The sequence below is a fragment of the Chitinophaga sp. CF118 genome (assembly GCF_900112615.1).
GTDB lineage: Bacteria > Bacteroidota > Bacteroidia > Chitinophagales > Chitinophagaceae > Chitinophaga.
This window is the reverse complement of the sequence record NZ_FOMK01000006.1, coordinates 88,586-115,508: the sequence shown is the minus strand read 5'-3', so window position 1 is coordinate 115,508 and position 26,923 is coordinate 88,586. Positions and strand designations below refer to the sequence as shown.

The 26,923-nt window shown below is 40.5% G+C and carries 18 protein-coding genes; 4 read left to right on the top strand and 14 right to left on the bottom strand.

Annotated elements, in window-relative coordinates; genetic code table 11:
• From BM176_RS22610 to BM176_RS32995, 10 genes are all read right to left on the bottom strand, one after another.
• Positions 1 to 1,776 (bottom strand): leucine-rich repeat domain-containing protein, encoded by a 1,776-nt coding sequence (locus BM176_RS22610; RefSeq protein ID WP_090106613.1) that lies wholly within the window; start codon positions 1,774 to 1,776, stop codon positions 1 to 3.
• 59 nt (positions 1,777 to 1,835) lie between these two features.
• Complete coding sequence (locus tag BM176_RS22605; RefSeq protein ID WP_090106612.1) at positions 1,836 to 3,413, bottom strand: SMI1/KNR4 family protein; 1,578 nt, start codon at positions 3,411 to 3,413, stop codon at positions 1,836 to 1,838.
• Positions 3,414 to 3,440: 27 nt separating this feature from the next.
• Complete coding sequence (locus tag BM176_RS32560) at positions 3,441 to 3,608, bottom strand: hypothetical protein (protein ID WP_177230498.1); 168 nt, start codon at positions 3,606 to 3,608, stop codon at positions 3,441 to 3,443.
• Positions 3,609 to 3,617: 9 nt separating this feature from the next.
• Complete coding sequence (locus BM176_RS22600; protein WP_090106611.1) at positions 3,618 to 5,168, bottom strand: tetratricopeptide repeat protein; 1,551 nt, start codon at positions 5,166 to 5,168, stop codon at positions 3,618 to 3,620.
• Positions 5,165 to 5,785 carry a hypothetical protein gene (locus BM176_RS22595; protein ID WP_090106610.1) on the bottom strand — a complete coding sequence of 207 codons (621 nt, stop codon included), beginning with the start codon at positions 5,783 to 5,785 and terminating at the stop codon, positions 5,165 to 5,167. The genes BM176_RS22600 and BM176_RS22595 overlap by 4 nt, the downstream gene beginning before the upstream one ends.
• Positions 5,786 to 5,886: 101 nt before the next feature.
• The gene (locus BM176_RS22590; RefSeq protein ID WP_090106609.1) at positions 5,887 to 6,618 is read right to left on the bottom strand and encodes an SMI1/KNR4 family protein; all 732 of its coding nucleotides are present in this window, start codon (positions 6,616 to 6,618) and stop codon (positions 5,887 to 5,889) included.
• Between the two features lie 38 nt (positions 6,619 to 6,656).
• Positions 6,657 to 7,451 carry a hypothetical protein gene (locus BM176_RS22585; protein ID WP_090106608.1) on the bottom strand — a complete coding sequence of 265 codons (795 nt, stop codon included), beginning with the start codon at positions 7,449 to 7,451 and terminating at the stop codon, positions 6,657 to 6,659.
• Positions 7,452 to 7,463: 12 nt separating this feature from the next.
• A complete protein-coding gene (locus BM176_RS22580; RefSeq protein WP_090106607.1) occupies positions 7,464 to 8,987 on the bottom strand; it encodes a hypothetical protein in 1,524 nt (507 codons plus the stop codon).
• Positions 8,988 to 9,056: 69 nt separating this feature from the next.
• The gene (locus BM176_RS22575) at positions 9,057 to 12,323 is read right to left on the bottom strand and encodes a leucine-rich repeat domain-containing protein (protein ID WP_090106606.1); all 3,267 of its coding nucleotides are present in this window, start codon (positions 12,321 to 12,323) and stop codon (positions 9,057 to 9,059) included.
• A gap of 50 nt (positions 12,324 to 12,373) precedes the next feature.
• Positions 12,374 to 12,502, bottom strand: a complete 129-nt coding sequence (locus BM176_RS32995) for a hypothetical protein (RefSeq protein WP_255373576.1) — start codon at positions 12,500 to 12,502, stop codon at positions 12,374 to 12,376.
• A 279-nt stretch (positions 12,503 to 12,781) separates the two neighbouring features.
• Between BM176_RS32995 and BM176_RS22570 the strand changes: the two genes are divergently transcribed.
• Positions 12,782 to 14,641 (top strand): helix-turn-helix transcriptional regulator, encoded by a 1,860-nt coding sequence (locus BM176_RS22570; protein WP_090106605.1) that lies wholly within the window; start codon positions 12,782 to 12,784, stop codon positions 14,639 to 14,641.
• 51 nt (positions 14,642 to 14,692) lie between these two features.
• Here BM176_RS22570 and BM176_RS22565 read toward each other — a convergent pair whose 3' ends face one another.
• The 3 genes from BM176_RS22565 to BM176_RS22555 form a co-directional block, all read right to left on the bottom strand.
• A complete protein-coding gene (locus BM176_RS22565; RefSeq protein ID WP_090106604.1) occupies positions 14,693 to 17,305 on the bottom strand; it encodes a leucine-rich repeat domain-containing protein in 2,613 nt (870 codons plus the stop codon).
• A gap of 395 nt (positions 17,306 to 17,700) precedes the next feature.
• The gene (locus BM176_RS22560; RefSeq protein WP_090106603.1) at positions 17,701 to 18,231 is read right to left on the bottom strand and encodes an isoprenylcysteine carboxyl methyltransferase family protein; all 531 of its coding nucleotides are present in this window, start codon (positions 18,229 to 18,231) and stop codon (positions 17,701 to 17,703) included.
• 112 nt (positions 18,232 to 18,343) lie between these two features.
• Complete coding sequence (locus tag BM176_RS22555) at positions 18,344 to 20,761, bottom strand: ABC transporter permease (RefSeq protein WP_090106751.1); 2,418 nt, start codon at positions 20,759 to 20,761, stop codon at positions 18,344 to 18,346.
• Between the two features lie 287 nt (positions 20,762 to 21,048).
• Between BM176_RS22555 and BM176_RS22550 the strand changes: the two genes are divergently transcribed.
• From BM176_RS22550 to BM176_RS22540, 3 genes are all read left to right on the top strand, one after another.
• Complete coding sequence (locus BM176_RS22550; protein WP_090106602.1) at positions 21,049 to 23,307, top strand: glycosyl hydrolase 2 galactose-binding domain-containing protein; 2,259 nt, start codon at positions 21,049 to 21,051, stop codon at positions 23,305 to 23,307.
• A gap of 76 nt (positions 23,308 to 23,383) precedes the next feature.
• Positions 23,384 to 24,196, top strand: coding sequence for a helix-turn-helix transcriptional regulator (locus BM176_RS22545; protein ID WP_090106601.1), 813 nt, complete (start codon positions 23,384 to 23,386; stop codon positions 24,194 to 24,196).
• Positions 24,197 to 24,289: 93 nt separating this feature from the next.
• Complete coding sequence (locus BM176_RS22540) at positions 24,290 to 25,060, top strand: isocitrate lyase/PEP mutase family protein (protein ID WP_090106600.1); 771 nt, start codon at positions 24,290 to 24,292, stop codon at positions 25,058 to 25,060.
• Positions 25,061 to 25,523: 463 nt separating this feature from the next.
• On the opposite strand, the gene BM176_RS22535 is transcribed toward BM176_RS22540, so the two are convergent.
• On the bottom strand, positions 25,524 to 26,870 hold the full coding sequence (locus tag BM176_RS22535; RefSeq protein WP_090106599.1) for a DEAD/DEAH box helicase: 1,347 nt from the start codon (positions 26,868 to 26,870) through the stop codon (positions 25,524 to 25,526).
• Positions 26,871 to 26,923 lie beyond the last annotated feature (53 nt).

Below are 26,923 nucleotides of genomic sequence, written 5' to 3'. Positions count from 1 at the left end.
TTATTCTTCAGTAATAGTATTACGTAATTCCTGCATTCTTCTTTCTATTTCACTCATCCAAATTATCCGGGTATCCGGGAATGCCTGAGTGATCTTCGCCTGTACATCCTCCGGAAATTGATTGCCTCCCAAATCCAGATGTTTCAGGTTTTTAAGTTGAAAAAATGTATCCGGCAGGTGTGATAAATCATTGGATGACAGATCGAGGTGCTTCAATTGCTGTAATTTATAAATATCCTGTAGTTCTTCAGGTTTCATACCAGGAATAGTAACGCATGAAAACCGTCCATCGGTTTCCAGTTGTTTATTTTCTATAATCCACTGAAGGCGCTGCTTAAATTTTTCGTCATTTTCAAGAGAAAGCTCTGCCCAGATATCAAGCGTCTCCTGATCAAAATACTCCTTAACCTCTTTGTTCTGATTAATTACCAGATGCTCTAAAGAGTGAATATTAAATACCCTCACTTTCCAGCTATTAAATTTCTTACTGATCACTAATTTCCTAAGATTCTTAAAGTGTGCAAAATCAGGGAAATTAGAAGAGATCGTACTTCCGTCTGTCCATATGAAATCCTCCAGCGTTTGAATATTAAGTATGCTTTCTGGCATCTCTTTAATGTGATTTGCGCGAAAATCAAACCTCTTCAGATTCTTCAACCTTGTTAACACTTCAGGAAATGGAGCGGGATTATTGGTATCTGTATAGCACTTATACATACTGATTTCTTCCAGTTTTTCCAGACGGGCTAAACTTCCAGGAAGAGCTACCGGTATGTAGTCAATCTTCAGCGTTTGCAAATCACTTAGGTCACCAATAGCATCTGGCAGGGAGTTCAGATGGTAGTTTCCGTTCAGATCCCATATGCGTAGTTTTTTAAGTTTGCCCACAGCTTCGGAAATGGTTTTCACACCACAATTCTGCATATAAAGCTCTTCCAGGTTTTCAAGCTCTCCAATGCTGGCAGGAATTTCACTAATGTCATTTTTTGACAGGTTGAGTTTTTTAAGCTGCTTCAATTTGGCAATGGACTCCGGAAACACGTTTAACTTCTTGTCTGACCAATCCAGTTCCAGTACTTCTTCAATACTGCCGGATGTATACCTGGCAAGTTCTTCTTCATGTACTAACCTGGTAGGTTTTACACCTTCTTTAAAAGGTGACTGACCCGATTTAACAATATCAATAAACTTCCATACATCCACCTCTTCATTTTTATCCAAAGCAGCAGGGATAACAATATCAGAAAGAACGTTACGTGTATAATCATACTCGAAAAAATCATTCTGATCACTGTACAGATTGATAAGTGTAGCTCCTTCCGGTGTGATGGAAGATGAGTGATCTTCGTTCAATACATACGGCACATAGGTGGTTCCTTCAACAGTAATACTACCATCGTTATAATGACCATAGAAAGCATATTTGACATGCGCATCACCAGTAACGTAAATAGTATCGTCCCCGCTTTTTAACACATCACAATGGACACTGCCCAATACGAGCAGCAGCGGGTGATAGTCAGCAATGTTAATATCTCCTTCCACTGTTAAATTACCGTTAATCATAATCAATACGGAATACAAGGAAGTATTTTCGTTTAATTCCCGCAGCACTTCCACTGCCCAGTCTGAATCGAGGTTTTCAGTAATGGTTGTATCACCATCAAAGAGAATGATCCGCTCATGATCAAGGTGATTTATTGAATCGTATTTACGCAGATCAAAACGTTGATTAATCTCTTCTTTGGTCAGTAATTTTGGCGTAGGTGATTTCATAGTTTATTTAATATTACAATTTTGATTTTAAGAACGCAACAATATCTGTAAAGAATTCGTTACATCCAATCTCCTTCATCAGCATTTTTAGCCCCCTTTTCTTTAGAGTACAGACTCTCAGCTATATATTCCAATAGCTTCAATCGTTTAGTCGAAGCCGGGCCAAAACAACCTCTTACATCAGCGCCATACTGCAATCTGTCTGACCATATTTCACCTTTAAATTCACCGTTCATGATCATGAATAGTGCATTCTGTGCACCTGAGTTAGCCAGGAACATGCAGCCATCGGTTATATCAGCTTTATCCGGTAAACCAAAAAGTGTTTCCATGTCAGTTCCTTCCGGGAGAATACCTTCCTCTATCCATTCTTCATCATCCGGGTATATCCAGGCTTTAACACCATAGAAATTATCCACATCATGAATTTTATCAGCTGTTACCGGGAAAGCATTTTTCATCTGTTTAATTTTCTTATTGTTAATCTCATCAATACCTCCAATACCGTCTTGCCAGAAATAGGCGACACCACCACTGCCGATCTCCATGAGATATACTTTATATTCATCGGGTAATTGTAATCCATGCTTTGTTTCAAATGCTTCAAGCTCCTGTACAGAATAAGGGTAACGCTTAAAGTCCTCCATATAATCATCAATTTCATCTGGTTCTGCGTCATTCAACAAGAGCATCCGGCGGGCCACCATACGTTGTTTGATTACGTTAAGTATAGCAGTATGCTGTTGCACAAGTATATGATCAGGGTTCATGAACTGATTTTTTACTTTCTCCTGTTCATCACTTACACTTTTAAGAAAAACCATCTCTTCTTCTTCTTTACGTTTTGCTTCTGCCTTTTTCCGTTTTGCATCTCCTTCTCCCCAGCGGATATACTGTTCATCATTTTTCAGATCCTGGAAATCAGGATATTCGGGATCTATTACAAACGCTTCGGCTACAATAGGATAAGCTTCTTCCCCCTTACCGAGTTTCAACAGTAATCGTACATAAGTATCTTTGATGTATTTCTGGTCATACCAGTTGGAACGTTTAGCACCATCTTCCAGTATAGCCAAAGCCTTCCTCAGTTTAACAGGATCTTCTTCATCTTCAAAAGCACACCAACCTATCTGATTCGCGTATAGCACAACCTTGTCTATTTCATGGAAATATAATTGGTTCTTATTAGTAAAAAACCCAAGACATTTCTCTGCCTGGGCGAGCATGAGGGGTTTGTATTTTTGTCTGCTGCTTTCTTCCGGAGCTTGTACTGTAACAATATTAAAAAGTATAAACTTCCAGTCTTCCAAAATAAACAGTATGCCTGACTCTTTTAATGCCATGACATCTTCCGAAATAACATATTTTGTCATTCCATTTTCCGTTATCTTTATTTCCTTCGGTTCATCTTCAGGGTCTTTGAGGTTGACTAGCAACACAGGTTCATCCGAATAATGCAATACCCCGGTTGGGCTGATTGGCAACAGCGCCAGCATGTCATCCAGGTAAGTTATAGTCTGATCTATATCAGCTTCATCTAATGTTCCTTTTGATATGCTTTCCTGGACATTTCTCATTAACTTATCCGCGGCAACATATAAACGTTTAAATGCCAGGATTCTTTCTGAATTATTCATTTATATTTTTGATTTTAAATGCGGTTCTCACTTATGTCGAGCCGGTTTAGCCAGGTGCGCCTGAGTACCATATAATCCAAGGCCAGGCAACCAGTTATCCATCACCCTTTCATGATGTTTATCATCTGTTGCTCCCAGGCGTAATTCCCTGAGCACATTTATTGGCCCCTCTTTATAAAATGTATACTGGCTCATAAATATTGATTAGATCCAGGCTCCCTTATCAGAAGCATCCACATACCCCTGCTGGTTTGCCAGTAAACTTTCTGCAATAAATGGTAAAAATGTAAGCCGCTCCTGTGAAGCAGCACCCAAACAACCACCCACTTCAGGACCAGATGATAAGGTATCTACCCATACTTCCCCTTCAAATGCCCCGTTCATAATAAGATACAGTTCATCCTGACCAAAGGATGGCCCCAGATACAGACAACCATCTTTTGTATCAGCCTCGCCCGGCAAACCAAACAGCGCTTCCAGATCATCCTTTTTCTTAAATACCTTTTCTTCTACCCACTCGTCTTTGTCAGACGGATCGATCCAGGCATTAATCTTCCAGTAATGTTTGATAGGATGAATTTTATCTGGTGTAACCGGGAAAGGTTTTTTGACTTTTTTTATCTTCGCTTTCGCGGGTAGATTAACACCTCCATAACAAAAGTATCCTTCACCACCCTCACCTATTTCCATCAGGTATACTTTCAGTTCTTCCGGTAATGGAAGTTTATTTATTTTCTCAAACTGTTCCAGCTCTTTCAGGCTTAGTTTGTGCAGAACAAATGTATCATCATCCGTTTCTTCATTCGCTGTTTCCCATCCGGAACCACTATACTGCAGATGTAGTTTCACCGAAACCATCCGTTGCTTAATAAGGTTCAGCACTGCCGCATGCTTTATTACAAGCGGATGTTCCGGATTTTCAAACTGGCCTGTTACTTTCGCCTGCTCTTCTGCTACAAAACGGAGAAAGGATTTATAGGCCTTCTTTTTTTCCTGTTTGGCATTCTTTTCCTTCAGTGCTTTATTCTTCACCCAATCCACATACTGCACATCTGCTTTCAAATCAGCGAAATCAGGGTCATCCTGATTCTTTTGTAAAACTTCAGACACTACCTCGTAGGCTTCATCCTTTCGGCCTGCTTTTAGTAAGAGGCGCACCCAGGTTTCTTTAATGTATTTGCGGTCCTGCCAGTCAGCGTAGTCAACCCCTCTTTTCATTTTATCTAAAGCAATGCCCAGTTTGTGCGGATCCTTTTCATATTCAAGAGCCGCCCAGCCAATCTGGTTGCAATAAAAAACGATCATCCCTTTTTCCCATTCCCGTAAAAAGTATTGTTCAGCAAAGAAGGCCAGACATATATCTGCCTGCGCAAGGACAAGCGGAATATATTTTTCATGTGCGGCTTTAAAAAAGAAGATGATACGTGACCATATGAGAAATTTCCAGTCTTCCAGTATTGTTTGTGCGTTATACTTAAACAAGAGCATTGTACCTGCAGGAAACCCCTGTTGCTGTTCCTTTGGCTCATCCTCGCCATCATCCTGATTAATAGCAATAAAAGTGTTATCAGGGTATTTGGGAGATGTTGTCGGATATTTCGAAGGCAGTAATGCTATCATCTCATTTATATTGATAATAGCCTGCGTTGTATTTTGTTCCTCAAATATCCCTTTTTCAGCACTTGCTTCAAAGTGAAGCATCATTTTACGCGTAGCGGTATACAGGCGCCGGATGGTTTTTATATTTTCACTCATACTTTCAGGAAATCAGCATTGTTATTCATCAAAGCCTGCATCAAATTGCTCAGGTCTAATTTTCCCTTTTCTTTCAGTTCATCCGGAAGATCCTCATCCTCCAGATTAGACTGTAATACACCACGTGGCTTTTTAGAATGTGAGGCATATATATTATCAGCAGTTATTGTGCCTTTAATATCAAACCAATGCCCGTCTTCAAAGATCATTCGTGCACGCACATCTCCCTGAACATCCAGACTGGATATACAGATAGAATCAGCAACAAGGATATCTTTAACAGTCAGATCACCAGTTATACAGATTTGTGAGAATGTAAACAGGTGTTGAGTTGTTACATTTCCGAATACCAGCAACAGAGACAAGTTCACTTCGAGACAGTCTTCCAGCGTGCCTGTTACTGTAAGGTTGCCATTCACGATGATCAGGTCATCCTTTACTGCCAGATAAGGCAATACAGTATTGCCTTCATACAAAGCAATCCGGGATGTTCCATCTTCCACAAACTCGGCAAAAGCGTCAAGATGTTGCTGCATATTTATTTTCGTATCACCATCAGGAGCTTGCTGAATCAGTTGGGCAGCTTCCTCTAAAGAGATATAACGTATATCCGGCATAGTATTCTTTTAATAGTTACATCCAGGCACCCTGATTATCATCGTAATTATGTTGTTTAGCCAGCAGTTTCCATCTTTTGTAGAAGCCGCAAAAAAAACCATTATATCCATTCTCCCTGATCAGAAGCCTCTGCATATCCCTGGTAATTTGCCAGCAAACTCTCTGCTATAAACTCCAGTAGCTTAAGCCGCTTTGCAGAGGCAGCTGCAAAGCATCCCCCTGCTTTTGCACCATACTGCAAAGTGTCCACCCACACTTCTCCTTCAAACGCGCCATTCATAATGAGAAACAATTCGTTCTGATCATGGGAATTAGCGATATGTATACAACCATCCGTAATGTCTGTTCCCGGAGGTAAACCAAACAATGCCTTCATATCATCTTCTTCCTTAAATATTTTCCTCTTTTTCCAATTAGTATCATCAGGATATACCCATGCCTTAATATTCCAGTGATGATTGATAGGATGGATCTTATCGGGAGTTACCGGAAAAGGTTTTTTTATTAATTCCAGTTGCCATTGATAGATCTCTATTCCTTCACCATAACAGGTATAACCTGCTCCTCCCCCGGCACCAACTTCCATCAGGTATACTTTGAGTTCATCCGGTAAACGAACATCGTTCTTTTCCTCAAATGCCTGCAGTACTTCTATACTTTTCTTCTTAAGTATAAAAGTATTTTCAGTTGTATGGTCTGCTGTTATCCAACGAGATTTTCTATACATCCTTCGTAACCGGATGGCCATCATCCTTTCCTTAATCAGATTAAGCGTTTCTGCATGCTGTTTCACAAGCGGATGATCCGGATATACGAACTGGTTCTTACTCACTACTGTATTATTTAAAAAGCAAAACTTATAATTGTTAATTACATCCAGATTCCACTTCCACTCAGATCACCCATATCTACATGTCCTTTCTGTTTTTCCAGCAGACTTTCTGCGATAAATGCCAACAACTTTAATCTTTCCCTGGAGGCAGGACTAAAACAACCTCCTGCATCAGCTCCATACTGCAAAGTATCTATCCATACTTCTCCTTCAAATACCCCATTCATAATAAGAGAGATTTTATCATGAGCAATAGTAGCGTATGCAAGAAACATACAGCCATCCTCCATTGATGCTCCTGGCGGTAATCCAAAGAGTGTATCCAGCTCTTCCTGTGTATACCAGATCAATGTACCCGGCTCTTCTTCTGTTTGGTTGATCCCTACTTCCAGCCAACCGTCATTATTATCGGGATTGATCCACCCTTCATTCCAGTTCCGTCCTATCTGGTGCATTTTATCAGGCGTTATAGGGAAAGGTTTCTTCATCCTTGTAACGTCCTTATTTTTGACTGGTAACGAGACACCATTAAGATAAAAATAGGAGTTCCCATACTCTCCTATTTCCATCAGGTAGACCTTCAGTTCATCCGGTAAACGAAGTCCTTTATCGGATTCAAACTTTTCTATCTTCTTAAGCGGCCATTTCACTAACTCAAATCCATCCTTCACTTCTGATGTTAATTTCACTGCAACCATACGTTGCTTAATAAGATTAAGCACAGCTGCGTGTCGTATAACAAGCGGGTGTTCCGGATAGTCAAACTGATCTATCACCTTTGCCTGTTCGGCAGCTACCAGTTGAAGGAAAGCCTGTTCAGTTTCTACTTTCATTGTTATTTTATATTATATCCATGCTCCCTGATCAGAAGCCTCTGTATATCCCTGGTATTTTGCCAGCAAACTTTCAGCCAGGTATTCCAATAGTTTAAGCTGCTTTGCTGTGGCAGCTCCAAAGCATCCACCCACCTCTGCACCATACTGCAATGTATCCACCCACACCTCTCCTTCGAACGGGCCGTTCATAATAAGATACAGTTCGTCCTGGGCACTGGAATTACCAAGATTCATACAACCATCTGTAATAGCTGTTCCAGGAGCTAAACCGAACAATGCCTTCATATCATCCTCTTCCTTAAATACTCCCATCTTTTTCCAATCTGTACTGTCACTGTAAACCCAGGCCTTAATATTCCAGCGATGATTAATAGGATGTATTTTATCGGGTGTGATAGGAAAAGGCTTTCTTATTTCATCCCATTGTGTGTCGTAAATCTCCATATCACCACCATAACAGGTATAACCTCCGCCACCAGTACCAATTTCCATCAGGTATACTTTCAGTTCATCCGGTAAATGAATCGCATTCTTCTCTTCAAATTCCTGTATCTGTTCTATACTCATCTTCTCAAGTATAAAAGTATCCTGATCCGTATGATCCGCTGTTATCCAACCAGATTTTCTATACATCCTTTTTAACCGGATGGCCACCATTCGTTCCTTAATCAGGTTAAGTATTTCTGCATGCTGTTTCACCAATGGATGATCCGGATATACGAACTGGTCTTTTATCTTTACCTGTTCTTCTTTTAGCAGCAGTAGAAAATTCTGATATGCTTTCTCCAATTGTACCTTCGCTTCTTCTTCCCGCCGTGTAACTTCCTTTGTCCAGGTTAAATACGGCTCATCATTTTTGAAACCCTGAAAATCTTCATCTGCAGAATTTCTTTTAAGCGCCTCTGTAACAATCGGATAAGCGTCGTCTTCCCTGCCGAGTTTAATCAACATGCGGACCATTGTATATTTAATGTACTTCTGATTATACCAGTTAGAAATGTTATACCCTCTTAGCAGTATAAGAAAAGCCCTCTCCAGTTTTTCAGGATCCTGTTCATTTTCTGATGCATACCAGCCAATCTGGTTGGTATACCTTATCAGATTCGCTTTTCCCCATTCCCCCCAATAAGCCCCATCCGCATAATAAGTAATACATCTTTCTGCCTGGGCCAGCATCAGCGGAACATATTTCGTTTTGACAGCAAGATCTTTAAATAAAAACAACACATGGTTCCAGACCAGAAACTTCCAGTTTTCCAGCGCTAACAATATTGACTTTTCATATAAAATTGTAACATCTTTATTGCTATCAGTTTCCACTGGTTCATCTTCTGCATCTTTCAGATTAATAGGTAAAACAGGGACTTCCAGCGGCAACATCTCTATCAACTCATCCATGTTACGGATAGCCTGATCAATAGCCTGATCATCCAAAGGAGCTGTGTTACCCATTTCTTCAAAACGAACTAATATGTTATTCGTAGCAACATACAGTTGTTTAAACGATTTTATTTTTCTAATATCAACACTCATTGTTATTCTTTTATAAGCCAGATAATTCCCACCGTTAACAAGCAATTGATTGCAAAATTGTCATACGAATCAGGCTTGTTTCACCAACCATTCCTGGTAATCTGCATCACTTTTAAAGTCTTTAAAATCTTCAAAGTCCGATGCCATGGCTAACGTTTTCTTTACTATTCTATAGGCTTCTTCTTTCTGTTCCATCTTCAGTAAGATTCTCACCTGTGTATCGTAGATAAAGTAATGGTGTTCTGTTGATACAAATTCGACCGCCTTTGCAATAATCTCCAATGCCTTTTCGAGATCTTTTTTCTTATCATAGAGCTCATACATCTGCCATGCTACTGCATTCGCAACAATGCGGGTTACTTCTTCATGGAATGCACCCATATCCGTAAAGTGCCAGATCATAGATGGTATCAGCGCCAGTGTTTTTAATCCATGCTGAATAGCAGTCTGGCTCAACTCCAGCAATCCTTTTTTCGAATAAGCGTCTTTATGAAATGAATTCAGGTAGTTGTAAGCATACATTTTACCATAGTTCGCATACAACAGATTATATTCATCCACCACTTTTCCTGAACTAAAGAACTCAAGCACCTGATCATACACACCCAGTGATGCACGTAATTTCTCCACATCATTCTTTGCATTCATCAATACATTGGCTTCCTTCATCAATGTATTCATGGCCTGCCACTGTTTCACATCTTCTGTATCTGCTGCATCATTTTCCGGACGGTTATCACGAAAATCAATGGTACATCCCGGAAGACTGCGATTCAACTTTAAACGTTCAGCAGTTGGAAGACGGTTATAACGAAGGTTCAGGAACTGCAGGTGTGTCATTGTATGAATCTCTTCCGGCAAGCTGGCCAGATCATTAAAAGAGAGATCCAGTACCCGCAGATTTTTCAGATTTGAAATACCTTCCAGATGCTCCGCTTTCAGGGCTTCTCTTACAATACCTTTACGGCCATCACCATAGATACTGTTAGGAACCAACTCACTGACAGATGCTTCGAAAGCTTTAAATCTTTCAGGATCATGTGCAAGGTTATTCCTGATCTCTTCAAACTGATCCTTTTTGATAAACGCTTCTTTACGTTCTCCATGCCTATCGATATATAATTCTTCCAGACTGGTAATTGTAAAGAATGATTTTATGATGCTCTGTTTAGGGCAGGGACGTGTAGTATTAGAAATCAATCCATCTCCATGCAGGATTCTCAGGTTCTTCAACTTAGACAAATCCGGCAATTCGTTGAGATAACATAAGCTGGCATCCAGATCAAGCTCTTCCAGTTTTTCAAGCTGCAGAAAGCTGTCCGGAATAGTTTTAATAGAAACCGTACCCATGAACAATCTTTTAAGTCCTGTCAGCTGTGTAATTTCAACCGGAAAATCAATCGGAGCAGGGCCTGAACAGTCAGCACAATTCAGTTCTTCCAGCTCATTCAAACCTTCGACAGATGCAGGGAAGCCGAAACCTGTATTATCAGATATATTCAGTGCTCTCAATGAAGGTATATCATTGATACTCTTCGGTAATTTCAGTTCCCAGTTGCGGGATACATTTAATAAACGGAGTTTTTTGAGATCACTTATTTCACCAGGTAATCTCGTCAACCCGCATTTCTCTAAATGTAATTCTTCCAGTTCGATTAAATCATAAATATCAGAAGGTACACTTTCAATAGGATTGTCATTCAGGGTTAACGTTTTAAGCTTAGGTAGTTTTAACAGGGTACGGGGAAATTGTTTCAGCTTTTTACCCGTAAGATCCAGTTCTACAATCTCGTCATTGTTAGTTCCCAATTGTGCTAATTGTTCTTCCAATATCAGACGGGCCGGGCGTGCTCCTTTTTTCAGCGGAGATTTCCCTGCTTTTACCAATTCTATAAATTGCCGTACAGAGAATTTTCCTTTGTCATTGTAAACAGCGGATACCATCACCTCTTCAAAATCTTTTTCGGTATAATCATACTCGAAAAAGTCTTCGTAATCTCCATAATAATTAATAACAGTGGCACCTTCAGGTTTCAGTACAGAACTATGATCTGAATTGAGGAGATAAGGTACTCTTGTTTTACCTTCTACCTGGATCTGGCCATGATTATAATTACCGTTGAATGCATATTTAATATCTGCATCACCGGTTATATAAATGAATTCGTCATAACTATGTAAGACATCACATTTAACGTTACCCAGTACCAGTAGAAAAGGATAACTATCATCTGAAGCTGCTATTTCCATGGTACCTACCACCGTCAGATTACCATTGATCAGAATTAATGTATCTGATGTATCACCGTCTTTACCCAGCGTTTTCAGTATATTTACTGACCAGGCATTGTCCATATCTCCATCAACATAAACATCCCCATCCAGGAAAATTACTTTCTGAAAACCCATATCATCAAAGGAATCATACAGGCTCAGGTCAAATTTCTCCTTTGCTTCGTCTTCCGTAATCAGTTTGGCGATAGCAGATGTTTTGTTAACAATCGCTTCTGATACAGCGGGAAGGTATTTATCCTTAATAATATGCTTACCTTCAATGATATAATCAATTACAATATCACCGTTACTGTAATCTTCATTATTAATCAGTTCATCCAGCAAAGGTTCTGTTGTTCCAAAATCCGCTTCTGCACCTTCTACTTCACCGGTATCTATGATCAGTCCCTGTACATCTCCTTTAAACACAAAATGATGATCCTCTGCAAAAATCGTTATGGCTTCTGTGTTACCATCTACTGTCAGACGACCATGATTATAGTAACCATAAATCGTTTGTTCAACAATAAGGTCTCCTTTAATATAAAATTCACTACCTCCTTTACAAAGGTTTTTAGCCTTTACATTTCCGGTTACAAAGAATGCCGGACCTGAATCCATCTCTGTTTGAATAATCCCCCCGTTTACGGTCAGGTTACCATCAACAATAATCCCATAGGTATCCAGCGGCGAGCAGAATTGGTCCATATCCAGATCCCCGTCCAGGACAACCTCCCCTTCCAGCAATATGTAATTGCATTCGTTTCCATAGCCACCATCAATGTATTTGGAAAACTTAAAGCGTTTCTTAGCTTCTTTCTCAGTGATCAGTGTATACGGAGGATATACCAGCGGAGCAACTTCAGTGTACCCTTTTTTTGTTTTTTCCTTTACCAGTTTATCGTATTCTTTTTGGGCTGTGGCAGCATCACTAAATTCTTTTTCTGTTGATTTGCCATCTGTCCCTATTTTCCCGTAACGGGTTTTTACAATGTTATTCTCCAGGGTTATTTCCCAGAATTTGGAAGAAGTATCGTCTTTCAGTTCGAAGTACTGTATCATTTACTTTAGGTCTTTAATATTTATGGATTAATTCTTTTGGGTATCAGATTTCAGGTTCCAGTAGGGCATATTTCCAGGGGATCATCATTTGTCCACTGCTGACCAAAGAACGCAACATTATTACGCCCGCGTATCGCACAACCGGAAAACTCGCCTTTGAGGTGTTTATATCTTTCCATATTCAAATGTCTTCATCCGGATTTTATTGCTAAACCACACCATTATATATATGTTTTGCCTCAGTCAGGTCATCTTGCTGATGAAAATGTCCCCCCTCAATAACTTATCTACAGAATTTCGTTTGGTATATATATAATTGTATATTTAATATATAATCAAAAATAGGCCCTGAAACGCTATAATTTGAATAATGGACTACTACAAATGCTCTACATGCTCCTAAAATGCTCACTACAAATACCCTACGATTGTAAATTTGCAGCCAATCCATTTGCCACATGAGTCAGAAAATCAATCGAATAAGCGTTTTCACCCTTTTATTATGTATACTGTCTGTAGTTACTCAAGCGCAGATAATTGCCGACTCTCTGAGTAGTGTATTATCACAAAAGGACTTGCCTGTTGAAAATCGTGTGATGACCATGGGGATGCTGGCAAGAGCCAAATCGCTCACGGAAATAAATAAAGCCCTGAAAATTGGTCAACAAGCTTTACAATTGAGCAAGACTTTACCCGACCCCCAATACAGGACATTTATCTATAGTACCCTGGTGCTACTGTATTATCAGCAGCGTGATTTACCGAAAGCCCAGGCAGCATCAGACAGTGCAATGTTGTATGCCGATAAAACCACCAACAGGCGTATAAAAGGTATTGCATGGTATAGAAAAGCCTTCCTGGAGGACACCCAGGAAAACCCCAGAGAGTCTATCAAAAGCTGTTTAGAAGCATTGAAATACCTGGAAGGAACGGGAGCCTATGATTATGAATCCTTTGTTTACTATAACATAGCAGGGACCTATGCCAAATGGGAAGATCTGCCTGCTGAAAGGAAATATGCGGAATTATGTGTGCAGACGGCAGAGAAAAGCGGGAATTTTGATAACATGGCTCATGGTCAACAGGCCATGGCCACATACTATCATTACCGTTATAAGCAAGACAAGGAAAACAGGACACTTCTGGATTCGGCCCTCTTTTATAACCATAACGTTATCAGCATCTATTTTGCACAACAGCACCGGCTCATTTTCAATAACATCATGGCAGTTGTAGCATTAAATATCGCCGATCTGTATCAGGAATATTTTCCGGCCAGTTATAAAGACAGCGTTGTTCACTATCTCGACATTGCACTGAAAATAGGACAGGAAACCAGGCAGATTGCCGTGATTGGAAGCTGTTATGGTGTGATGAGTGCCTATGAAATGGCAGCAGGCAATTATCAGCGAGCCGAAGCTTTATTAGCTACAGGGTTAAGTGTACTTCTTTCTGACAGTGCCAGTTATACGCGAACGATGGCAGCTTTCATGCAAGGCTTATCTAACGTATCTGAGAAAAAAGGAGATTATGTAGAAGCACTTAGATATTATAAAGAATATTACAAAACATCCCAGGAAGTATTTGATGCCGAAAAACTGTCTATATCCAGACGCCTGGAGGCACAATATCAATCTGAAAAGAATGAAGCGGCGCTGAAATCACTCAGACAAACGGCTGCCCTGAACAAGAAACTTAACTATCTCTACATATTCCTGACCATAGTGGCCATTATAGCATTATTACTCCTTTTCTGGTCTTATCACTTCCGGTTAAAAGCCACCCGCCATCAGCAGCTGCTGCTGGCAAAAGAGAAGGAAGATGCTGAATTACATGCACGCTTAAAGGAAGAAGAAGCTATGCGTTTAATGGCAGAACAACAATTATTACAGGAACGACAGGATCGTTTACAGAGAGATTTACTAGCGGGTAGCTTGCAGGTGGAACAGAAAGATGAACTGCTGCAGGCAGTTCAAAAGAAGATTGAATCTAATAAAAGTGGCGATGCTGTACTGAAGCAGATCAATCAGATCATTGACCAGAATAAGAGAATAGATGATACTTTAAGTACTTATAAGGCAGACTTTGACAATATCAACCCGGAGTTTTTTGAGAAGCTGAAGGAAAAATCAGCCAATACATTGTCCAGGTTAGATCTGAAACATTGTTCCTATATATCCATCGGATTAACCAATAAAGAGATCGCCCAGCGCTTAGGTATTGCTCCCAAAAGTATCCTGATGGCTCGTTACCGCATCAAATTAAAACTGGGGCTGGGTAAAGATGTTGATCTCGATGAATATATAGGAACGTTATAGATTTATTTACAATGCCGTTTAGCTAAGTTCCTTAACTAAACGGCATTGGTTTTACTTATTCTTTTTCTTCCATTTCTTATAAGCTTCATTTTTCTTGAGATCCTGAAAGTCAGCAAAATCTGGTAACAGTGTTAACGTTCTTTTTACAATCTGCCAGGCTTCTTCTGTTCTTCCAAGTTTCAGTAAGATCCTTACCTGTGTATCATAAACAAAGTAATGATCTTCATCTGATATGAATTCCACTCCTTTGGCAATTATACCCAATGCCTTTTCCAGATCTTCGGTTTTATCATAGATCTCATACATCTGCCACGCCACCATATTGGCAGTAATGCGGGTCACTTCTTTATGGAAAGCACCCAGATTTGTAAAGTGCCAGATCACAGCAGGAATCAGATCCAGGGTTTTCAATCCCAGATCAATAGCTGCAAGTCTGCCTTCAAGTAATTCAGCAGGAGAAAAAGTAGCGGCATGATTTGAAAGCAGGTAATTATATGCACAGACCTTACCATAATTCGCATACAACAGATTATACTCATCTACCACCTGACCGGAACGGAAGAGGTCCAGCACCTGATCATATGCCACCAATGAACTACGCAATCTCTTTTCATCGTCTTTTGCCACCATGAAAGTATTTGCTCTTATCATAAGCGCGTTCATCATCTGCCACTGCTTTACTTCTTCCGTATCGGCAGAATCACTTTCAGGACGGTTATCACGGAAATCAATCGTACATCCCGGCAGATTCTTGCTGATCTTTAAACGCTCTGCTGTAGACAAACGGTTATAACGCAGATCTAAGAACTGCAGATTCTTCATTGTGAAGATTTCTTCCGGAAGATTAATCAGACCATTAAATGAAAGGTCTAATACTTTCAGATTCTTCAGCTTTGAGATGCCTTCCAGGTGTGCAGCTGTTAATTCATGTCTGATAGTTCCTTTACGACCATCACCATATATACTGTTGGGAACAATGGTGCTGACTGCATCTGCAAATGCTTTGAATCTTTCAGGATCATGTGCCAGGTTCTGCTCTATCTCAGCAAATTGATCTTTTTTGATAAATGCCGCTTCCTCTTTTCCATGCCTGTCAATATATAATTCTTCCAGACTTGTAATGTTAAAGAATGATTGCAACAAACTCTGCTTGGGGCGTATAGTATAAGAACCCATACCGTCTGCATTCAGAATTTTCAGCTTTTTCAACTTTGACAAATCAGGCAATTCATTCAGGTAACACAAACTGGAATCCAGGTCTAACTCTTCCAGATTCTCAAGATGTAGTATACTTTCCGGAATTGTTCTTACAGAATTACGTCTAATAAACAATTTTTTAAGCCCGGTCAATTGTGTAATAACCTCCGGAAATTCAACAGGAGCAGCTTCTGTACAATAAGAGCAATCCAGTTCTTCCAGTTTCTTCAAGCTACCAATTGATTCCAGCCATTTAAATCCGTTACGCTCAATATTCAGTGTTCTCAGTGATGAAAGTTTACCTATCCCTTCCGGTACAGGTAAATCGTAATTACTGGAAAGGTTCAGTACTTTCAGTTTTTCCAGCTTCTCTATTTTAAAATCCAGTGATTCCAGGTAGCACGATTCCAGCTGCAATTCTTCCAGCTTCACCAGCTTCTCTATTTCAGCAGGAATAGTTTTAATGGGATTATCATTCAGGACCAACCTTTTGAGAGAAGTAATCTCTGTCACTGATATTGGAAATTTATTCAGCCGTTTATCAGTCATATTCACTTCCTCAATTCCTCCACTATCTTCACTTGCCAACTGTTCCATCTCCTCCTCAAGGATTTGACGTGCAGGGCGTGCATCCTCCTGTAAAGGTGATTTTCCTTCTTTCAGTAATTCGATAAATTTATGCTGCTTAAAACGCATCTTCTCATCAAATACTTCCGGCACCATGATTCTTTCAAAATCCTGCTCCGTATAATCATAATCGAAGAAGTCATTATAATCTCCAAAATAATTAATCAGGATTGCTCCTTCGGGAGTGATAGATGAGCTATGATCCGAGTTGAGTACATATGGTACATAGGTTGTTCCCTCAATAGTGATACTGCCATCATTATAGTTTCCATCAAATGCATATTTAATGTTCGCATCACCGGTGATGTGTATACACTCATCGTAACTCATCAGCACATCGCATGTAACATTGCCTAATACAAGCAGGTGACTGGTTATATCTACGTCCCCTTTTACGGTCAGGTTTCCGTTTATCAGGAACAGATTCATACCCTTGGTCTTATCTCCCAGGGTTGTTGAAATTTTCTTTGCCCACTCCTGCAGATCACTATCTACATGTGTATCTCCTTCAAAGACTAATACAGCATCATAACCAATATCTCCCATAGGATCGTAACCACTCAGGTCGAATTGTTTCTTTGCCTCTTTCATGGTAAGTACCTTGGGCGTTTCAGCAGATGGTGTGCCCCCCTGCTTAACTTCCTGATATCCTTTTTTGGTCTTTTCCTTTACCAGTTTATCATATTCTTTACTGGCTGCCGCTGCATCAGCAAATTCTTTCTCTGTAGATTTACCATCCGTTCCAATTTTTCCGTAACGGGTCTTTACAATATTATTATCCAGGGTTATCTCCCAGAATTTGGAAGAAGCATCTTCATTAAATTCGAAATACTGTACCATTTTTAAATGAGGCTTTTCAATTTTTATAATAATTTCTGTTCTATTGTTTTGTCCCTATACAAAAAATTTCATGGATTAGTATATATCCATATCTTCATATATATCCTTCAAAAATAGGTACTGAAAATTAATATTGCGAATAATCATCTACTACAAATGCACTACATCCTAAAATAAAATGTTCACTACAAAAGATCTACAATTCTGCATATGAGCCAGGAAATCAACCTGTTAGTTTTGTTATACCGCATACATTTTGTAGTTGTAAAGGCACAGAACATTCCCGGTTCTCTGCATAACGTGCTATCTCAGAAGAATTTTCTTTGAGGTTACGACATAATACTGCTACCTGCCAAAGTCATTGATAAATATATGGGGAACGTTATCGCTAATCGTTAATAATCAGCAAATTTCTCTTTCATTATAGCTTCTTCCTGTCTTATCCTGGTAATCAAAGGAATCAGGTAGATGATCATCCCCACTACCAGTGTAATCCAGGCATGGAAGAACAAAGCGATACCGATCAGTTCAGGAATAATATTCAGAAAGTAATTAGGATGTTTCACATACCTGAATAAGGGAGACTTATTAATAGTATGCATTGATGATGGGGCAATAATCAGCTTTACGGTCCATACATGACGGATGGCATAAATAACATAATACAATACCAGCACAGCAAAAACGTAAATCCCTAATCCGGCATAACTGATTGTGTCATAGAAGAAAGCTCCCCGTTGCGTACCTTCAAATACACAGGAAAAATAGTAAGCAAAATGCGCAACGATCAGAAAAGTAGAATTCGCTTTGCCATATTCAACAGCTCCATGTTTTTTCAGTTTTTTCTCATTGATAGCAGAAATAACAATAGTAATCAACCGGAGTACAATAAAGGTAAAAAAGGTTATCAGGATAATGGTTTGCATAAAAACATAGTGTGTCTACCGGCAAATGTAGAAATTTTTCCGGTTTATACATAGCAAGAGGGTATATCAAAGCCTGATATACCCTCTTGCTTATTATTGAGCAATTTTTATTTTACTCTGCTCTTAATGATTTTACCGGATTGCCTATAGCGGCTTTTAAAGCCAGGAACCCTACTGTCAGCAGTGCAATAACTACTGCCATCAATCCTGCTATGCCAAAGATCCACCATTGAATAGCTACCCGGTATGCAAAGTCGTTCAGCCAATGGTTCATTCCCCACCAGGCAAATGGTGTGGCAATAACGATTGCTACCAATACCAGCTTTACAAAATCACCGGATAATAAGCTTACAATATTGGCAACAGATGCACCCAGGATCTTCCTGATACCTATCTCCTTTAATCTCTTCTCTGTTGAATAAGTAGCCAGACCAAACAGGCCCATACAGGCAATAAATATAGTGAGACAACCAAAGGTCATAAAGATCTCTCCAAAGCGTAAATCCTTCTGGTATTGCTCGTTAAACGACTTATCCATGAAACTATACAGGAAAGGCCGGGTTGGTGCTATTGTTGCCCAGGAATTTCCCAGTTCAGCAATCGTTTTTGATAAATGCTCAGATTTTACACGCAGGGATAGTTTATTGAACGAGTAAAAATTTGCTATTCTTATTGTGAGCGGTTCTACTTTGTTATGGAGCGACTGATAATTAAAATCTTTTGTTACACCTATCACCGTTCCTTTACGCCCCCATTGATCAAAAGGTTTACCAACAACATCCGCGGGATTAGCATATCCATACATTTTTGCAGCCGCTTCATTAATGATGATCGCCTGCGTTGAATCTGTGGAAAAACTTTTGGAATAAGCCCTGCCGGCTGCCATCTTAATCTCGTAAGCAGGTAAAAAATCTGCATCTATTTCATAAAGGCCGGGATCAAATGATAATTTGTCTCCATTCGACGATTCGATCATTGTTGTTCCATTGGGCAGGAAATCTCCAGGTACTGTTCTTGAAGCTGAAATAGATGTTACGGCTGGATTACGCGCCAGTGTAGCCTTTACTGCTTCAATATTTTTATTGATATTGTTATCGCCACCATAGTCTATTACCAGCATCTGGTCCTGGCGAAAACCAAGATCGTGAGACCTGAGATGATTCAGTTGTGAAAATACAATAGCAGTACAGGCAATCAATGCAATGGATAAGCTAAACTGGAATACCACCAACCCTTGTCTCAATTGTATTCCTTTACCGGACGAATGAAACTTGCCCTTTAACACAAGCGCTGGTTTAAACCGGGCTAATACCCAGGCAGGATAAATACCCGCCGGAATACCCACTAATACAGGTGCTAAAAGGTATGCCAACAGCATCTTCCAGGATATCACTGCAGCAAAAGGTAAGGGCTTACCTGACATCTCACGCACAACCGGCAATAAACAAACCGCTAATACCACTCCCAGTACAGTAGCTAGGAAGGCAATCAATACAGACTCTGTCAGGTACTGGAACATCAGCCCTCCCTGGTATGCTCCTACTGCTTTACGCACTCCGATCTCCTTTGCCCTTTCCATAGAACGCGCAGTAGAGAGATTGATGAAATTGATACAGGCAATGAACAGAATGAAAACGGCTACCAGAGAGAAGATATACACATTAGATAAACTGCCTGTTACACCCGGCTGCCTTTTTGCGGTTGAATGCAGATACGCATTCTTTAAGGGCTCAAAAGCAATAGCATAACTATTCTCAATGTTATCAGGATGATGACGTTGTACGAATGCATCGGCCTTTGCCTGCATCGCTTTTATATCTGTATGTTCAGCTACAGTAAAGTAAGTATAGAAATCAACATATCCCCAGGAGTCAAAGATCTCAGGTCTTATTTTTCTGAAAGTACTCATGGAAATCATGCCATTAAACGTAAAATGAGAATTGGCAGGAACATCTTCCATTACGCCGGTCACCATGATCGATTTATCGTCATCCACCTTTAGCATCTGGCCTACAGGATTGCTGTTCCCAAAATATTTTTCAGCAATACTTTTGGTGAGTACGATAGAATTCACTCCTTTTAAGGCTGTAGTCTTATCTCCATATATCATCTTCCAGCTAAAGATGTCAAACATCGAAGGATCGGCAAATACGATACCGTTTTCCTGGAAGTGTTTATCCTTGTACTGGAGCAGGTATGTACTGGGACTTGTAAACTGTGCTATTTTGGTCACTTCCGGGAAATCAGCTTTCATTGCAGCAGCCAGTGGGGCGCAGCCCCATACCTGGTATTCTTCCGGCGCAGGCGGAGCTAATTCCTTTACATTTTTAGCACTCCGGAAAGCCTGCACTACCCGGTAAGTTTCATTATAATGTTGATTATAACGATCGTATGATAATTCATCTTTTACATATAATGTGATCAGGATGCAACAGGTAATACCTACTGTTAAACCGGTGATATTAATCAGGGAATAAATCTTATTCCTGGCAAGGCTTCTCCATGCGACCTTAAGATAATTTTTGATCATGGCTGATGTTATTACGCTCCCTATGTTCAAAACAAATGCCATATAAAGAAATGTCCGGCTATGGCGGACTGCACCATTTCATCATGCTAAAACCTGTTCATATATGGACACTTTCCTGTGCTAAAATGGACATTCCTTAGTCTGGCCACCTTATGTTTTTATGAGTATGTTACCTTTCGCGTACTTCTGCAATAAAATCCTAATAAATTAAAATTGTACCTGACTGCGAACGTACTACAGCCCCCGGCCGTTATATTCGTCAGAATTAAAAACCACCGGCACATTCCATGAAGCGTTATGTAAAACTATTTCCGCTCTTTGTTTCCATGTTTTGTAGCTGTCTGCCTCACCTGCAAGCCCAATCGACCTGGCAAATGCAGCCTACGCCATTACAAACCCGCTGGGCAAAAGATGTGAATCCGGACAAAGTGCTGCCAGAATATCCCCGCCCACAGCTGGTACGTAATGAATGGCAAAACCTGAACGGCCTCTGGCAATACGCCATCACAGACAAAGATGCCGCACAGCCCACACAATTCGATGGACAAATCCTGGTTCCTTTTCCTATCGAATCAGCATTATCCGGCGTTAAAAAACCGGTACTGCCTACCCAGCGCCTCTGGTACAAACGGACCTTCACAAAACCAGACACCAACAAACGGGTACTACTCCACTTTGGGGCAGTAGACTGGCAAACCACTGTTTATATAAACGGTAAGAAAGCCGGCAGCCATACTGGTGGATACCAGAACTTCTCTTTCGACATTACAGACCTGCTAGAAAATGGAGATAACGAACTGGTTGTAAACGTATACGACCCTACGGACAAAGGCCCTAACCCTCATGGTAAACAGGTACTGGCTCCCCAGGGTATCCGGTATACAGCAACCACAGGCATCTGGCAAACGGTATGGCTGGAAATAGTTCCGCCGGTATACATCTCCTCCCTGGAAATGGTACCGGAAGTAGATGGTGGCTACCTCTGTCTGAAAGTTCATATCACAGGCAATGCAGATGACTACTCCATAGAAGCTGTAGCTAATGCAAACGGAAAAATGGCTGGTAGTGTAAAGGGTGCTGCTAATGAAGGACTCAAACTACCTATTCGCAATGCACATCTCTGGAATCCGGAAGATCCTTTCCTCTACGACCTCTCCATCCATCTCATAAAAAAAGGCACTACTATAGATCAGGTGACCTCTTACTTTGGGATGCGCAAGATTGCAATCAAAAAAGACATTAAAGGACAGGAACGTATCTTCCTGAATGATAAATATACCTACAACCTGGGCGTACTGGATCAGGGCTTCTGGCCCGATGGGATCTACACCGCTCCTACTGATGCTGCTTTACAATTCGATATCGCTGCCATCAAAAGCATGGGCTTTAACACCATCCGCAAACACATTAAAATAGAACCTGCAAGATGGTATTATCATGCTGATAAACTGGGGATGCTGGTATGGCAGGATATGGTAACCTGCGCCAATCTGGAACCTGAAGCTAAAAAAGAATTTGAAACAGAAAATGAAGCTAATATCCGCCAGTTATTCAACTACCCTTCAATTATCTGCTGGGTACTATTTAATGAAGGATGGTATAGCTACGATCAGCCCCGCTTAACGGAAGCATTACATAAAATGGATCACTCGCGACTGATCAACGGACATACCGGCGAAAACTATGGTACAGACGGTCCGCAGAACCCTGCTGAGAAGTGGGCCAACAGCGACCTTACAGATATTCATGATTACCCGGGCCCGGGTACTGCGCCAGCCTTACCAGGTAAAGCCCGCGTGCTGGGCGAATGGGGCGGTGTGGGTGTGCCCGTAAAAGGCCACCAGTGGAATGCTCCTGCTGGCTGGGGATATGTAAAGATCACCCCTTCAGAAATGAACGGTAAATACGCTGGTATGGTAAAACGGCTGAAAGTATATGAAACAGAAGGGCTCTCCGGTTCCATTTACACAGAACCTTACGATGTGGAAATAGAAGAAAACGGACTCATGACTTACGACCGTGAAATTATCAAAGTTCCGCTGAACATACTCCGTAAAATCCATGCTCCCTTTATTCCACAGGAACGCAGTAAAAGGCTCATCCCTGCACTGGGACTAAAAGATGCAGATACTTCTTCCATCCCCGACCCTAACCGCAAACAGTTCCTGGTCATCCTGGAACAGGAAGCAGATGCTAAAAAGAGTCACGACTGGAAACCTATGACTGATAACCTGACAGACTATCTGAAAAAAGGAGGTAATAGCTTCTCTCCTGCTAAAATAAGCAGCATGGCAACAAAAGTATTTACTGGTACTAATGATACAGTTATGCTCAACCAGGCACTTGCTTGGATGCAGCAGGTAGTAGAGATGGAAAAGAACTCTGTTACGATGAGCGCTTATGCGAATATCCTTTACAAACTTGGCAAAAAAGAAGAGGCCCTGAAATGGCAGGAAAAGGCATTAATACTTTCTCCTGAAAGTGATCAGGACATTTATAAGGAAATAATGGATAAGATGAAAAAAGGAGAGAACACCTGGCCATAGTAAAATTGAGAATATGGTATACTTACCATGATCTTATTAGGGAAGATAAACCAGCAGAATTTCATAATTTCACAATATGGAATTTAAACACTTCCCTCCATCTGATATCTTAAAGCCTTACGTAAAGCATTATTATATCTTTGAGTCAGATTCAGACATTGAATTTGAAGATACCGTATTCCCTAGTGGCGATATGGAAGTGATTTTTAATCTAGGAGAAGGTACATGGGAATCATCTGCTGAAAATAAATTCCTCAGAACTCCTCAGATAGAATTATGGGGGCAGATTACAAAACCGCTGGCAATAAAATCAAAAGGCAGGCATACCATGCTCGGCATTAGATTTTTCACCCATTCAGCGGCATATTTTTTAAACGATGAAATTGGAGTGTTTAACAACCAGGTTTCCGATCTTTCAGATATAATTGGTAAACCGGTAAAGGTTTTACATTCACAACTTCTGGAAACAACAAAACTGAGCAAAAGAATAGAACTTATAGAAAGCTTTTTATTAAAAAGGCTGGTACGCAGCGAAAAAAGATCTTTCAAAATTGACAAAGTCGCCAGCATTTTAACCAGTATAAAAACAGATTCCGCAGAAAATAACATTAGTAATATTGCATCAACCTATGGTATTACCAGCCGTTATCTGCAAAAAATAATTTATCAGCATACAGGCCTTTCTCCCAAATCATTCAATAAAATAAACCGGTTTCAGCTTAGTCTCAGGCTCATTGCTAAAAATGAACAGCCTTTCACTTCCATTGCTTATGAGTGCGGTTATTTTGACCAGTCACATTTTATAAGAGATTTTAAATCATTTACCGGCGTCACTCCTTCGGCCTATCTGGAAAACAGATTCCCTGTTAACCAGGCCTTTCTCCAATAAATAAAAGTGTTCCGATTTGTACAATTTAAAAGTTTATTGCTGTAATAGCTTTGCTAAAAGTTAATTATTAAGCAAACTATAAACTTCTATTGTATGAGTTCTTTTGAAACATTTTCACAACTGCATCAAAGTGCAACACCTCTCCTGTTAGGAAATATATGGGATGTAAATAGTGCAAGAATGTTTGAAGCCAATGGTTTTAAAGCAATTGCCACATCGAGCCAGGCACTGGCAAATTCCTTTGGTTATGAAGATGGAGAAAAGCTGCCGTTTGAAACCCTCCTTCAATTAGCTAAAAACGTTGTGGATGTAGTACGTATACCTTTTTCGGTTGATATAGAAGGAGGATATAGCCGGACGATTGACGGCATTACCAGAAACATAGAAAAATTACATGATGCGGGTGTAGTGGGAATAAACCTGGAAGATACTATTCCCGACGCTACACGTCAATTACAATCAGTTGCTGAATTTCAAAAAATCCTTTCCGCAGTGGCAAATCACATCAGCCGGAATAATTTAGATATTTTTATAAACATCAGGACTGATGGATTCCTTCTTGGTATGCCCACAGCTCTTCCCGAAACACTTACCCGGATTAAAAGCTATCAGGACTCCGGCGCTGACGGGATTTTTGTTCCCTGTATTACCAACAGGAATGATATTAAAGAGGTGGTGAAAGCCACTCATCTTCCCATTAACGTAATGTGTATGCCCGACCTGCCAGATTTTGAAGAGTTAGAATCGCTGGGGGTAAAAAGGATCAGTATGGGGCCATTCTTTTTTAATAAAGTCTATGATTACATCGGGAAACTTTCAAAGGAAATAAACAGCAATAAAAACTTCTCCTCAATTCTATCCTAGATTTCCATATACGCCACCACTTCTAATCTTCTGTCCGGGTAACTACTAAATGATTATTCTGGAGTTACGGAAGCATTAATCCCTTTATTTCTAATTGGGAGCGACTGGGGAGAGTTCGGAGAAACTTCGGAGTAAGTTGCTGGAGTCTTGCAGGTTTGGTAAGTCTTTGATAGGTGTTTGGTAGGTGTTTGATAGGTCATGACCTACCAAACACCTACCAAACACCTATCAAAGACCTATCAATCACCTATCAAAGGTGCTACTTACTAGCAAGTCTCCTCCAAGACTCCCCGAACTTAATAGCACAAAACTATAACCTTTACCCATGTATGGACAAAACATTATGGAGTTAACACCTATCTGAAACTAAACTTGTGGCTTAAAATTCCTGAAAAACAAATGACCTGTCAAAGCGACAGGTCATTTGTTTTTATACAACACTTGCAAAAAATATAAGTAGTGTTTACCGTTTCTTTTTATTCTTATCCTTTGCTCCTCTCTTCTTAGGTTTACCATACTTTTTCATCATCTTATCTGCATGGGAAACCTTCCTGTTTACTTTACTGTTCTTGGCAGACTTCTCATGAAAAGCAGGACCAGATAATTCCTTGGGTGGTAATGCAATCAGGTAAGTTTTCATTTTCACCTGTGGCATTTCGTCGTCTGTAAGCACATCAGAGATTACCAGGTTCTCTGGTAAAGGTTCCATTGGAATCTGGTAGTTCATCAATCCCTCAATCTTTTCCTGGAATTCCTTTTCCTTTTCAGTTACAAAAACCAGCGATACCCCGTCTTTATCAGCCCTACCGGTTCTACCAATACGGTGCAGGTAGTTCTCAGGGACTTCAGGAGTATCGAAATTGATCACATGTGTTACTTCTGCAATATCCAACCCGCGGGCAATGATATCGGTAGCAATGATGAAGCGATAATTCCCTTCCTTGAATTGCTTAACAGTATTAAAACGGTGATTCTGCTCCTTATTGGAATGCATTACACCCACTTTATCCGGGAACCTGGTAGAAATATGTTCATATAATTCGTTGGCCATTTCCTTTGTGGCCACGAATACCAACACCCTGGACATCTCTGCGTTTTCGGTAAGCAGCAGTTCCAGCAGGTTCACTTTCGTATAGAAGTTGGGAACGTTGTATCCTATCTGCCTGATATTCTTTAATGGAGTACCTACAGGGGCGGCTTCTATCGTTACAGGGTCGTTAAAGTAAGTGGCAATCAGCTTTTCTACCTCTTCGGTGATTGTGGCAGAAAACAACAGATTCTGCCTTTTAGGAGGTAAAAGATCCAGGATCATGTTCAACTGGGCACGGAAACCCAGGTTCAGCATTTCATCCACCTCGTCAATGATCAGCCTTTTGAGAGCTTTCATCTTTAAAGCCCCGCTCATAATCAGGTCTACCAGGCGGCCGGGGGTGGCTACTACCACATCCAGCTTACCTTCTGCAGTTACCATCTGAGGGTTCATGTTCACACCGCCGTAAAATCCGGCCACTTCCACACTCATATAGCTGGTTAGTGTTTTCACTGCTTCCACCACCTGCGCTACCAGTTCGCGGGTAGGTACAACGATCAGGATCTGGGCGTACCTGTCTTTCGAAAACCTGAACAGCCGCAAACAGGGAAGCAGATAGGCAAAAGTCTTACCAGTGCCTGTTTGGGCGATACCACATACATCCCTGCCGGACATTACTACAGAGAAAACCTTCTCCTGAATGGTAGTCGGTATGGCATACCCCTTATCATTCAAAGCATTCAATAAAGGCTTACTCAGGTTTAATTCTTCAAAAGTCATATTTCTAAAATAAACCGCAAAGGTAGTGTAATCTTTAGATCCTGCCGGGAAGA